Annotated in this window: 13 protein-coding genes; 10 read left to right on the forward strand and 3 right to left on the reverse strand. The window is 58.9% G+C overall.

All coding sequences use genetic code 11. The features are described 5' to 3' along the window. Positions 1–9: 9 nt before the first annotated feature. From J5274_RS28770 to J5274_RS08730, 5 genes are all read left to right on the forward strand, one after another. Positions 10–159 carry a hypothetical protein gene (locus J5274_RS28770; protein ID WP_224128070.1) on the forward strand — a complete coding sequence of 50 codons (150 nt, stop codon included), beginning with the start codon at positions 10–12 and terminating at the stop codon, positions 157–159. Between the two features lie 37 nt (positions 160–196). Then, a complete protein-coding gene (locus J5274_RS08715) occupies positions 197–733 on the forward strand; it encodes a PadR family transcriptional regulator (RefSeq protein ID WP_142824251.1) in 537 nt (178 codons plus the stop codon). Positions 734–747: 14 nt separating this feature from the next. Then, complete coding sequence (locus J5274_RS08720; RefSeq protein WP_307877637.1) at positions 748–2,658, forward strand: ABC transporter ATP-binding protein; 1,911 nt, start codon at positions 748–750, stop codon at positions 2,656–2,658. A gap of 131 nt (positions 2,659–2,789) precedes the next feature. Next, positions 2,790–3,779, forward strand: coding sequence for an aldo/keto reductase (locus tag J5274_RS08725; RefSeq protein ID WP_142824253.1), 990 nt, complete (start codon positions 2,790–2,792; stop codon positions 3,777–3,779). Positions 3,780–3,949: 170 nt separating this feature from the next. Further along, positions 3,950–5,065, forward strand: a complete 1,116-nt coding sequence (locus J5274_RS08730) for a metallophosphoesterase (protein ID WP_142824254.1) — start codon at positions 3,950–3,952, stop codon at positions 5,063–5,065. 161 nt (positions 5,066–5,226) lie between these two features. Here J5274_RS08730 and J5274_RS08735 read toward each other — a convergent pair whose 3' ends face one another. Then, entirely contained in the window at positions 5,227–6,576 is a 1,350-nt protein-coding gene (locus J5274_RS08735) for a hypothetical protein (protein WP_219274923.1), read from the reverse strand. 243 nt (positions 6,577–6,819) lie between these two features. Here J5274_RS08735 and J5274_RS08740 point away from each other — a divergent pair, with 243 nt between their 5' ends. The 3 genes from J5274_RS08740 to J5274_RS08750 all read left to right on the forward strand — a co-directional run bounded on the left by J5274_RS08740 (position 6,820) and on the right by J5274_RS08750 (position 8,782). Continuing rightward, complete coding sequence (locus J5274_RS08740) at positions 6,820–7,110, forward strand: hypothetical protein (RefSeq protein WP_142824256.1); 291 nt, start codon at positions 6,820–6,822, stop codon at positions 7,108–7,110. 79 nt (positions 7,111–7,189) lie between these two features. Continuing rightward, complete coding sequence (locus tag J5274_RS08745; protein ID WP_142824257.1) at positions 7,190–7,819, forward strand: hypothetical protein; 630 nt, start codon at positions 7,190–7,192, stop codon at positions 7,817–7,819. Positions 7,820–7,993: 174 nt separating this feature from the next. Further along, entirely contained in the window at positions 7,994–8,782 is a 789-nt protein-coding gene (locus J5274_RS08750) for an SDR family NAD(P)-dependent oxidoreductase (protein WP_142824258.1), read from the forward strand. A gap of 145 nt (positions 8,783–8,927) precedes the next feature. On the opposite strand, the gene J5274_RS08755 is transcribed toward J5274_RS08750, so the two are convergent. Then, on the reverse strand, positions 8,928–9,353 hold the full coding sequence (locus J5274_RS08755) for a helix-turn-helix domain-containing protein (RefSeq protein ID WP_142824259.1): 426 nt from the start codon (positions 9,351–9,353) through the stop codon (positions 8,928–8,930). Between the two features lie 102 nt (positions 9,354–9,455). On the opposite strand from J5274_RS08755, the gene J5274_RS08760 reads away from it, so the two are divergent. Further along, positions 9,456–10,394, forward strand: coding sequence for an aromatic alcohol reductase (locus J5274_RS08760; RefSeq protein ID WP_142824260.1), 939 nt, complete (start codon positions 9,456–9,458; stop codon positions 10,392–10,394). A gap of 68 nt (positions 10,395–10,462) precedes the next feature. Here the strand turns inward: J5274_RS08760 and J5274_RS08765 are convergent, their stop codons facing one another. Next, on the reverse strand, positions 10,463–11,575 hold the full coding sequence (locus J5274_RS08765; protein WP_142824475.1) for an AI-2E family transporter: 1,113 nt from the start codon (positions 11,573–11,575) through the stop codon (positions 10,463–10,465). Between the two features lie 463 nt (positions 11,576–12,038). Here J5274_RS08765 and J5274_RS08770 point away from each other — a divergent pair, with 463 nt between their 5' ends. Next, entirely contained in the window at positions 12,039–12,566 is a 528-nt protein-coding gene (locus J5274_RS08770; protein ID WP_142824261.1) for a DUF4142 domain-containing protein, read from the forward strand. Positions 12,567–12,649 lie beyond the last annotated feature (83 nt).

Consider the following 12,649-nt stretch of genomic DNA (forward strand, 5'->3'; position numbering starts at 1 on the left):
CGCGAACTCTTGGGGGTCGATAGCGCGCGGATCAAAGCGGTCAACAACAAGGATCGCAACTTCACCCGTGGAGCGTTGACCAAGTTCATCCGCGAGGCCGACGAGAAGCTGGCCGAATACATCACCGCAGAAATCGGGTCCCGGCAGAGGGTCGTTTAATCTTGAATCCCGATATATCGAGATCTATATCGGGAACATGGACAACAAATCTCACGACGGCGGTCGCCATCACGGGCACCACAGCAAGCATCACCGACATCACGGGGGCAGGGAGGGCAAACGTCCTTTCGATTACGGGGAGCTGCGCCTCCTCCTTCTCACGATGATTGCCGACAATCCCTCGCATGGCTATGACCTCATGAAAGCTATCGAGGAGCGCATGGGCGGCAGCTATTCGCCGAGCCCGGGCGTAATCTATCCGACCCTCGCATGGCTTGAGGACATGGGTTACGCCACCATCGACATCGACCAGCCTGGCCGGAAGCGATATCGCATCACCTCCGAAGGCGAGGCATTTCTCATCGCCAACAGAGCGTCCGCAGACGACCTCGTCGCACGCGTCGGGACTGCGCGTGGCGATGGCGTCACGCTTGTCTCTGCGGCGATCATTCGAGCCATGGAAAACGTCAAGCTGGCTCTGCGACTTCGGCTTCGCGGTCCGCTGGAAGACCATTCGGCTGAAATTATCGCCAGCGCGCTGGATGCCGCGGCGAAAACGATCGAACGCTCTTGAGAGCGCCGTCAAAGGTGACGTCTCGTCCTGGCGAAGCTGCCGGTTTGAAAGCGTCTGAACCCGCCGGCCCCGCTGGCGGACCGGGATCATCCGGCAGCCGCCTCCGCGACAAGCTGGGCAATCTGCGGCTTCTTGCGCGGCTTGTCGCCCAAATCTGGAGAACGAGCCGATGGCTGACGCTTGCCAGCATGTGCTTGAGGCTCGTGCGCGCCCTCCAGCCGGTCCTCGCCCTCTATGTCGGCAAGCTCATCATTGACGAAGTGGTGCGCCTGGCCGCAACCCATTCCGCCTCATCAAGTCTCTCGGAGTGGTGGGCCAGCGGGCGGCTGAACGTCATTCTTCCGCTGCTGGCGCTGGAATTCGCACTTGTTTTCGCTCTCGACCTGCTGACGCGGGCAACGACGCTGGTCGATTCTATCCTCGGCGAGCGTCATTCCAATACGGTGAGCGTCGAGCTGATGCAGCATGCTGCAAAGCTCGACCTGCGTCACTTCGAAAGCCCGGAATATCAGGATAGGCTGGAGCGCGCCCGACGGCAGGCGGCCGGTCGCAATGCGTTGTTGCCGCAGATGTTCGGGCAGGCCCAGGACATGATTACCGTCGCCACGCTGGCCGCCGGGCTGGTGGCCTATGCACCGTGGCTCATTCTGCTGCTGGCGCTATCCTTCGTTCCGGCCGTCTGGGGAGAAACGCGCTTCAACATCAGGTCTTACGACCTCACGCGCGGCCGGACACCGGAGCGTCGGCAGCTCGAATACATTCGTTTCATCGGTGCCAGCGCCGGCACCGCGAAGGAGATGAAGCTCTTCGGCCTCGGGACGTACCTCGTCGACCGTTTCAAATCGCTGTCCGAGACGATATTTGCAGAAACACGAACGCTATCGATTCACCGGGCGATCTGGGGATCACTGCTCGCCGCGATCAGCACCCTGACCTACTACGGGGCCTACGCCTATATCGTCTGGCAGACCATCGTTGGTGTATTTTCGATCGGTGACCTCGCATTTCTCGCCGGAGCGTTCCTGCGGCTCAATGGCCTTTTCCAGAAGATACTCCTCGGGTTCACGCAGATCGCCGGGCAATCGCTGTATCTCGACGATCTCTTTTCGTTTTTTGAAATCAAGCCGACGATCAGTTCACCTGTCGATCCAAAACCCTTTCCTCAGCCGATACGCGATGGCATCGTTTTCGACGACGTCGGGTTTCGATATCCGGATACCGACATATGGGCCGTCCGGGGCCTCAGCTTCACATTACGTGGCGGCGAGACCCTTGCGCTGGTCGGCGAGAACGGAGCTGGCAAGACGACGATCGTCAAGCTTCTGACGCGCCTCTACGATCCCGACGAAGGTCGGATCACCGTCGATGGCGTAGATCTTCGGCAAATGGACATCGCCGAGATCCACGCCCATGTCGGGGTCATCTTCCAGGATTTCACGCGCTACAGCTTCACTGCCGCAGACAACATCGGTGTCGGACGCATCGAGGCGCGGACCGACATGGAGAGGATCGAGGGCGCCGCCGAACTGAGCCTTGCCGACGCCGTCATCAGCAAGTTGCCGCTCAAATACGAACAGCCGCTCGGGCGTCTGTTCAACAAGGGGCGCGATCTCTCCGGTGGCGAATGGCAGAAGCTCGCTATCGCGCGAGCCTATATGCGGAATGCCGAGCTGGTGATCCTCGATGAGCCGACAGCGGCCTTGGATGCCAAATCGGAGGCGGAGGTTTTTTCCCGGTTCAAGAGCCTGGCCGAAAATACGACGGCGGTTCTCATTTCGCATCGCTTCTCGACCGTCCGGATGGCGGATCGCATCCTTGTCCTCGAAAACGGCAGCATTCTGGAGAGCGGAACCCACACCGAGCTGCTCCAGCAAGGCGGGCGGTATGCGCAGCTCTTCGAACTTCAGGCGGCTGGATACCGTTAAACCGGCGAGTGCAGGATTGCTCCGGTTTCGATCCATGCCCTGCTGTCAGCGCTATAGTCGCCGGCCCGGACTGTCTTTCGCATCGCCTTGCGCTATGTTGCCCTCTTGCGCATCGCGGGAGGAGCTACGCCATGGAATACCGCCGTCTCGGAAAATCAGGGTTGAAGGTCAGCGAGTTCTCGTTTGGATCGTGGGTCACGTTCGGCAAGCAGGTCGATGGCAGCGATGCCGTCAGCATGATGGCGCACGCCTATGACAACGGGGTCAATTTCTTCGACAACGCCGAAGGTTACGAGAGCGGAAAGTCCGAACTCGTCATGGGCGAGGCCCTCAAAACACTCGGCTGGAGCCGCGACAGCTTCATCGTTTCCAGCAAGGTGTTCTGGGGCGGCCAGAAGCCGACGCAGCGCGGTCTTTCGCGAAAGCATGTGACCGACGCTGCCCATGCGGCCCTGAAGCGTTTGCAGGTGGACTATCTCGATCTGTATTTCTGCCACCGCCCGGACATCGATACACCGATCGAGGAAACGGTTCGCGCCATGCACGATCTCGTGGCTCAAGGGAAGATTCTCTATTGGGGCACATCCGAATGGTCTGCCCAACAGTTGACGGAGGCCTATGCCGTGGCCCGCGACCTGCGCATCACGCCGCCGACGATGGAGCAGCCGCAGTATAACCTGTTCGAGCGTCAGAAGGTCGAAGCCGACTATCTGCCCCTCTACGATCTGATGGGACTGGGCACGACCATCTGGTCGCCGCTGGCTTCCGGCGTTTTGACCGGGAAATACAACAAGGGCATTCCCAACGACGGGCGCATGAACCTGCCGGGCTATGAGTGGCTGAAGGAAAAATGGTCGAGCGAAGCCGGTCGCGCCCAGCTTGCGAGAGTCTCCGAGTTGGCCGACCTTGCCGACGAAATCGGAATCTCCATCACCCATCTGTCGCTTCTGTGGTGCCTGTCGAACCGCAATGTTTCGACCGTGATCCTGGGCGCATCGCGCCTGAGCCAGCTGGAGGACAATCTTGCGGCGCTCAGCCATAAGGACAAGCTCACCGCTGATGTCCTGGAGCGCATTGAGGCCATCTTCGGAAACAAACCCGCCGCGCCGCAGCGGTTCTGAGTGGAAAAAGCCGGACAGGGGCTCGTGGGCGGGAAAATCAGCAATGATTTCTACCGCCCGGGCGTCGAACCGTTTCCGAACCGCATTTAAAAATAGATTTCCATCGGTTGGTTTCCCAACTAAAGGCGGCTTGCGCGTCCCGATCTATTTCACTGGAAAACCTCTGATCCATGTTCAACATCATTCTCGGACTGCCATGGCTTCTGGTCGTGGTGCGCTTTATCGAACCGTTGCCATGGCCATGGTCGATAAAATTGCTCCTCGCCGCCGTCCTGCTGATTGCGTCGCAATTCCTCCTGTTCTGCCGTCTTTCGTCGGGATCGGTTTTCTCGCCGGAGTTTCCGAGGCCGCTCATCATCGCCTTCAACGTGATCTTCGGGGCGACAGTCCTGCTTGCGGTATTCCAGATCGGCCTCGACCTGGTCTCGATTGTCCTCTGGCCGATAAAGGGTGCGTTTCCAGTCGTTCGTCCTGAGTTGCGCTATGGAATGGGGATTTTTGCGCTTTGCCTCGCTATGTTTGGCGTGAGCCAAGCCATCCGCGTTCCAGCGCTCAGGGATATCGAAATTCCGGTATCCGGTCTTCCCGCCGCCTTTGATGGATATCGCCTCCTGCAGTTGACCGATCTCCATATCAGCAGGTTGTTTCCCGGGCGCTGGGCAGACGCGGTGGTGTCGAAGGCGAACGCTCTCGATGTGGACCTGATCGTGATGACGGGTGATCTGATCGACGGCGATGTCGAGCACCGACGTCTCGATGTCCAGCCGATTGCGAAACTGCGGGCGCGGGACGGCGTCTTGGCCATTCCCGGCAACCACGAGTACTTCTTCGACTACAAGGAATGGATGCGCGAATACCGGATGCTGGGACTTCAGCCGCTTTTGAACCAGCATGTCGTCATCGAGCGCGACGGGGCGAAGATCGTCGTAGCAGGCGTAACCGACCGCTCCGCCGAACATTCAGGCAATGTTGGGCCGGACTTGCGTGCGGCCATTTTCGGCGCTCCCGAAGGGGCTCCGATTATCCTGCTCGATCACCAGCCGATGGGAGCCGCAAGCGCCGCCAGGGCAGGGGTCTCGCTTCAGCTTTCCGGCCACACCCATGGCGGAATGGTCGTCGGGCTTTCCAGCCTTGTGGCGAGGGGCAATAACGGGTTCGTTTCGGGCCTTTACAAGGTGGAAGGCATGCATCTCTATGTGAACAACGGCACGGGGCTTTGGCCGGGTTTTGCCCTGCGTTTGGGAAAGCCGGCGGAACTCACCCGCATAACTCTCCGGTCCGCGTAGAGAACCGGCAGTTCAGCACAGTTAGGTCAGTTAATGGCGCTTACGCTGCTGTCGGGCGCAGTATCCGGTCGATCGTCCTGGGGCAGGCCTCAAGCGGCGGGCCAGCCCGTTTCAATCTCCGGCGTCAAAACATCGCCGGTCCATTGCGATTTGAGGATGCCTCAAGCTGCGAGGTCTTGATGGTCCTGCAGGCTGTCAGAATGCGAAGCCAAAAGCTGGCGCGCGACAATATCGTGGTTGAGCCAGAGAACAGGGCCCGACGGCTCCGAGGTCTCTCCGAATATCAGTTTCCCGGTGGCTTCCACAACCAGACTACTCAGGCGGTCGCTGATCAGCGCCTTCCCATCGCGGTGCATCTGGGTGATCTCGCTCGACGCGCCGATGACAAGATCGGTCTGCTTCTGGCTGTTTGCCATAGGCCACGCCGAAAAATCATAGAAGGGGCGCATGACGTCGTTCGCCTGCATTTCAGCGATCTTGCGGAAGACATCTTCCATCGTAAAGCCGTCCGCAAGAAGCTGCCCGCAGGCTTGCCACTGGTCGTCGACCCATTGACCGCCGCCCTCCTGCATGAGCGCCAGCAGCAGCGGAATGAGCGGCAGTTCGATGCCCGTGAAGACATCCGAAGAATTCGTCCGAATTTCGGGGCAGTTGTAGACTGTCGCCTTGATCCCGGCTTCCCAGGCGCGCGTCGCGATGCCTTCAAGCCGCATCTTGGCGTAGCCCTGGGTGTAGTTGGTATAGGTCTGCCAGCGATACTCGCCATCGATGAGCACTGCGGAGCCATGGTAGCCGTAGGCCGTGTACCTGACCGTGCCGCCCGAGTTCTCGATCCTGTCGCGTATGGCGGCGCTGAACTCGATGAGATGTCCGAAAGTGTCGGCCGACACCTCGTCGAAATTCTGCAGGATGAGCTTGCCCATATCGCTGTCGAGCAGGGTCTGCGACGACATGTGGCGCGCTCCGCGCCCTTTGTAGATCCGGTTGGCCAGCACGAGGAAGACCTTGGCCTTCGGAATGCCTCCGGCCATCGTATGGGCGAAAAATACGTTCTTGCCATCGGCGATCATGCCGTCAAGCACATCCATCACCTGGGCAAGCGCATTGGTAAACCGGGCTGTCCCCGTCGCGCGACAGCGCGCCAGATAGTCCCAGTCAAGTTTCTCGTCCTGCCAGTTCTCCAAGGTCATTTCGCCGAGGATATCGGTGGGTGTCGGACCACCGTCGGGCGCGTCCATGTCGAAGCCTGCCATCAGCGGGATATTGATGATCCGGCCGCCCAGGCGAGCTTCGGCAGCTGAGAATTCTTCGGCATCGAGCGGGCGCAGGCTTCCGCTTTCATCGCGGCGTCCAACCGTCACGCCGACGATCTCCATTCCAGCCGCGCGTGCCTCGTCAAGCAGGCCAGTTGCATAGCCGCGACCGAACAGTTCGCCGAAAAGCACGAAAACGTCGCCCTTGCCGAAGACCGTATTCTTGGCCAGGCGACTGACAGCTATTGGCTTATCCATGAGTTTCACTCTTGATCATGCGTCATAGCGCGACGCGTCTCGATGATTTCACCCCCAGATGCCCTGATAAAGCGAAAAACAAAACTCATTTAAAGTGACCAAACATTTCACAGCGTGAACTGCCGCCCGAAATTGCGCGAGAATGCAGCAGCTGAAATGTTGACCCAAGGTCGGATCGTCACCAGATACCGGTCTATCGGAGGCCTATTTGACCGATCGACAGCACGTTTGAAGGAATTCAAGATGAGCACGCCCATCACCGCGATCGAAACCTTGAGCGTTCGCGAGCGCGAGGATTTACTGGTCGGGCTCGCCATTGCCCTCGAGGGTGTTGCCAAAGAGGCACTGGTGGAAGGGAACAAGCATTTCGCTGCGGTCTCGCAGGGAATGGCCGATGCGATTCGCGTCAACGCCGATGACTGGGCCCGGGAAGATGTCGAGAATGCCGGCTTTGCAGCCCAACAGGCTTCGGAAATGCTGTCGAGGTTCCGCGTCGAGCATCCGCACCGCGTCGTGACCTACGCACTGAATTAGGCCGTCAGCGCTTTTCCGGCATGCCGGGAAGACCGCACCCGGTGTTGACTTCGACTATGGCGACGCCCATTTCGTCGGCATGCCAAGGACCGAAAAGACCGATGCCCCGGAACTGCTCAAGGAGTGGGCGCTGTCGCCAGCAGCGACGCTCGGCTCATCCGTGCGCGCCAAGGGCATTCTTCTTGAAATCCGGGCGCGGTTGCCGTTGGCGATCCGGAAATCGCTGGATATCGATGGTTCGATCCTGAGACTGGTACTGCCGGAAACCTCGAAGACCGTTTTTCGCTCAGTGTCGGCTGTCGTCACCGAGGCACTTGTGGACATCGAAAGCCTTCCGGTCATCCCCCGCGAGATCCAGGATATCCTGACGATGACGACGACGGAGAGGCACCGGTGGCTGAAGGACGGGCGACTGCAGAGTGCCGGGATTCGCACCGTCAGACTGCGCGGGCGGGCGAAACAGATCACGTTCCACGTCTTCGATCCAAGGTTTGTCGAGGATCTGCTCAACCGCAGCGTGGTGGACGAGTGGCGCGAAGACGATGTCATCGCCGCCGCCGAGAAAAGGCAGCAGGCGTCCTGGAAGAGAAAGCTCACCCGTTCGCTGAAGACCGAAAAGACTTCGTCTGATCCCACAGGTGGCGGTGACGATGACCGTTCGCCGCTGAGCGGCTGGGAAGAGTTTGGGCGCGATGGCCTTCTGCGTTAGGTGGCTTCACTGAAATCCCGCGATCGCTCGATACTTCGAGACGCTTCAGTTCGTCGAAGCTATCCTGCTGCTGCCGGCAAATCTCATCCGATATGCCAGCGACCAATTCCACCGACTTGTCATGACGGACATCGGCGGCAATTCTATACAAGCCAAAAAGGGGAGAGAGAAAGAATGGAACTGGGTCTCAAAGGGAAGAATGCTGTCATCACCGGAGGCAGTGTCGGAATTGGCCTGACGATTGCGGAAGGACTTGCCGCGGAGGGCGCCAACGTCATTCTGGCTGCAAGAGGAAAGGAAAGAGTTGAGGCAGAGGCCGCCCGTATCGCTTCCAAATACGGGGTGTCTGCGACAGGCATTGCCGCCGACGTTGCGACTGCCGAGGGAACGAACAGCGTCATCCGCGCCGCTGCTGAAGCCGGGGGAGCGGATATCCTCATCAACAATGCAGGCACCGGCTCAAACGAGACTGTCATGGAGGCCGATGACGAAAAGTGGCAATTCTACTTCGACCTGCATGTCATGGCTGCCGTCCGGCTTGCCAGAGGTCTTGCGCCTCAAATGCGGGAAAAGGGCGGCGGTGTGATTTTGCACAATGCGTCCATATGCGCCGTGCAGCCGCTTTGGTACGAGCCCATCTACAATGTCACCAAGGCGGCATTGATGATGTTTTCGAAGACACTTTCCACCGAGCTGATCCCGCAGAACATCCGGGTAAACTGCGTGAATCCCGGCCTCGTCCTGACGCCGGATTGGATCAAGACCGCCAAGCAGCTCACTGCCGAAAAAGGTGGCGACTGGCAGGGCTACCTCGACTCCGTGGCCAACGAACATGCTCCCATCAAAAGGTTCGCCACTCCACAGGAAGCCGCCGACTTTTTCGTTTTCCTGTGCTCGGAACGGGCGAGCTATTCGGTCGGCTCGACATATTTCGTCGATGGCGGAATGCTGAAGTCTATGTGAGTTTCGGCCTATCTCGGCCGCACGATCAGCCTATGTGCGGCCGGGCAGTGTCGGTGCTCGGGGCCACCCCAAAGTCTCGGGCGTGCGGGAGCATCCGACCGATCATTGATCGTGGCGCACCTGTCCGTGGCAACCTGCAAACCCATCAGAAAGATTGCCACGAAGGCTTCTCCTGCGGCCGGGAATCATATTCGTCACGCGACTTTCGAAACTGATCCGAGTTCTCGACGACCCATGTCCAAAGGGGAATCATGCGGATCAGTAGCGCCATCCCAAGTTCGGTAAGCTCGTATTCCACGCGCGGCGGCATCTCCACGAGATCATAGCGCGCGACCAGCCCATCTCTCTCGAGTTGGCGAAGGGTGCGTGTCAGCATCCTCTGGGTAACACCATGCATTCTTCGTCCGATATCCGCATGGCGCAGTCTGCCATAGACACCCAGGGTGTGGATGACGCCCAGCGACCACCGGTTTCCTGCATGGGTGAGGACCTCGCGCCTCACCCCGTCCTCATCCTCGCGAAGACCGTCGCAGACGGTTTGGGAGTAGCTGAGGATTTCGTCTATGGTCATCTTCCTGCCCTCCGGTATCACGCGTGTACCTTCTTACGACCCTCCCGGAAATATGCCAGTTACCCGTTCACACGAACGATGAGACTGGCAAGGATTTCCAAGATGAACTCTTCTCGAACAGCATACTCACAGTCGATATTGGTTATTGGTGCGGGAGAACTCGGCATGCCGGTTCTGCGCAATCTGGCGCGTAAAGCCAGGCATCATGCGGACACGACGATCAGCGTTCTCTTGCGGGCCGCAACTGTTGAATCGACGGACACGGTAAAACAGCGTGATGTCTCCGAAATTCGCGAACTGGGGATCGAGATTGTCACCGGCGACATTCTTGCCGCTTCCGTCAGCGAATTGGCGGCAATCTTCGCTCGCTTCGATACCGTGATCGGCTGCGCAGGTTTCTCTGCGGGTCGAAACACGCCAATGAAGCTTGCGAAAGCTGCGCTGGACGCCAATCTCAAGCGATATTTCCCATGGCAGTTTGGCGTCGATTTCGACGTGATCGGTCGCGGCAGTCCTCAGGACCTGTTCGACGCCCAGATCGATGTGCGTGACCTCCTGCGTGCCCAGGACAAGACCGACTGGGTGGTGATCTCGACCGGGATGTTCACCAGCTTCCTGTTCGAACCGGTCTTCGGGGTCGTTGATCTCAAAAAGAATGTGGTCAATGCGCTTGGCAGCCTGGATACCGAGGTCACTCTGACAACTCCCGACGATATCGGTGCCTTGACCGCGGAAGTGGTCTTTGCTCAGCCGACGATCCGCAATGAAATTGTCTATCTTGCCGGCGACACCCTGACCTATGGTGCGGTTGCCGACACGCTCCAGAAGGTGCTTGGGCGCCCGTTTGCAAAGGCAGAATGGACAGTTCCGGATCTCCTATCTGAACTCGCGCGGGACCCCGACAATCACATCCGGAAATACCGGGCGGTCTTTGCCGAAGGCAAGGGCGTGGCATGGCCGAAGCGCAACAGCTTTAATGAGCGAAATGGCATCGATGTCATGACAGCCGAGGAGTGGATCAGCGAAAATCTTCGCTCCTGACGGCGATGCGGCTCGGCTGGGCGCAAGTTGCATGTGAGCGCTCAAGCTGAAGCTCACGCATACGCCGATTATCCAGCCGGAGCTTCTTCCTTCTCGGAATGGCGCTCGGACAGAAAGTCGCCCAGCCCTTTCAGACCATCGATGTGCTCGCAGAAGGTATTCACGGCCACGAGCAACGGCACGGCGACAAGCATTCCGACGGCCGACCACAGCCATGCCCAGAAGGACACGGCGATGAAGACGACCACGGTGTTCAGCCGGAGACTTCGTCCGATGAAGTACGGCGTGATCAACTGGCCCTCGATGCTCGTCAATCCGAGATAAAGGACGCCGACAGCAAGCGACCAGCCTGGCACATCAAACGACACCAGCGCGACACTCATGGCGACAAGAATACCCGCGAAGGCACCGAGATAGGGGACGTAGTTGAGAAGAAACGCGAGCACCCCGAAAATGATAGGGCTCGGCATGCCGACAGCCCAGAGCAGGAGGGCAACGGCAACGCCAAGTCCGCCATTGATGATGGTGATCGTCAACAGATAGCGCGAGAGCTTGCGCTCGATATCGTGGGCGATGCGCATCGCCCGCTTTTTGTCCTTGAACGTTGGCATGACATGGACGAGCTTCTCGTAGAACATATCGCCTGACGCCAGTAGGAACAGAAGCAGGATCAGCGTGAAGATGAACTGCGCCATCGCTGCGGGAGCAAAGAGAGCAGCGTTTGCGATCATGCTGCTGTCGCGAACTTCCACCTGCTGAACGTCGGCCGAGTGACTACGGGTCAATTCTCCGAGGCGGGTTGCGGCATCCATGATCCCTGAAAAGGTACTGGAGAGACCACTGAGCTTGCTTTGCACATCCTTCTGGATCTGCGGCGCGCGCTCCATCCATCCGCTGACGGGAATGGCCAGAGCGCCTATCAGGGCGAGAAACCCGAAAAACAGAACGGCGACGATCACCAGCGACGTCAGTGTAGAAGACACGCCACGCCGGTCAAAGAATCGTCTGATCGGCCCAAAGACCATGGCGAGCAGGAACGCCAGTACGATGGGCACCAGGAATTCCTTTGCGCTGCTCAATGTAAACACCGAGCCGTAAAGGAAGAGACCAATAATTGCCCATCTGGGGGCGGCGCGAACGGCGGAGACTTTCGAGCCATCCCCGCGGTCCTCTGGCAACATGTTCACGTCTGACAAATCATTTCCCCGATGTCGGCGGACTACAACGTAGCCGACGATAGTGAAGTGGCGCTGCCGTCACAAAAGGCAATCGAACCCTGTTTCTTGGAGCGGCGGACTTGTCTGAAGAGCCCTCGAACCTGAGAGGCACAGCAGTCCGTCGCGGCGACAGATTGAACGCCCGATACGGTGTAAGTCGCTCTCTGCGATCCCCGGATACCCAGATCGGACGGCGATCCAATCACGAGCAGCGCCATGGCGTGGTCTGCAACGGCGTGGGTCTCGTTGGCAGAAAGCGCATCACACTTTCCGTGGCGCCCATGTGAGCATGGCAAACCTCAATGCGTCCTATCGGTTCCGCGTCTGTCCGGTATCGCTCAAAAGGGGCCGTAAAGCACTTGCCCTCCGGCCAATTGGGAACGCCTGAGCCAAAAGCACGTTAGCCAGAGCAAATGGAGGACTACAAATGAACAAGATAATTCTGACCGCAGCGCTTCTCATGGTTTCTACCTCGGCTTTCGCTCAATCGGCTGCCGAAAGCACAGGCGTCAATTCGCTGATGGGCAATGCTCCGAAGACGGAAGACTTTGTCACCGAGGCCGCCACCAGTGACATGTTCGAGATCGCGGCGAGCAAGCTGGCTGTTGAAAAGGCCGATCCGGCCACGAAGGCCTTCGCCGAGCAGATGATTGCCGACCACACCAAGACATCGGCCGAGATGAAGGCGATGGTCGATTCCGGCAAGGTAAAGGTTGCAATCCCGACCGCCATGACGTCTTCGCAGCAGGGCATGATCGACAAGCTCAACGGTCTAAAAGGCGACGACTTCAACAAGCAGTACCATTCCGACCAGGTCTCGGCCCACAAGGACGCCGTCGACCTCTTCAAGCGCTACGGCGACGGCGGCGACAATGCCGACCTGAAGACGTGGGCCACGAAGACACGCCCCGCATTGGAGCATCATCTCATGATGGCGCAGGACCTGAACAAGTAAGCTACGGACAGGGCGGCGGATACTCCGTCGCCCGTTCACTGTTGCGATGTAAAGTTTGCGGACGGTGCCCCAATGCCCCTACC

The sequence above is a fragment of the Rhizobium sp. L51/94 genome (assembly GCF_019355555.1).
GTDB classification, from domain to species: domain Bacteria; phylum Pseudomonadota; class Alphaproteobacteria; order Rhizobiales; family Rhizobiaceae; genus Rhizobium; species Rhizobium rhododendri.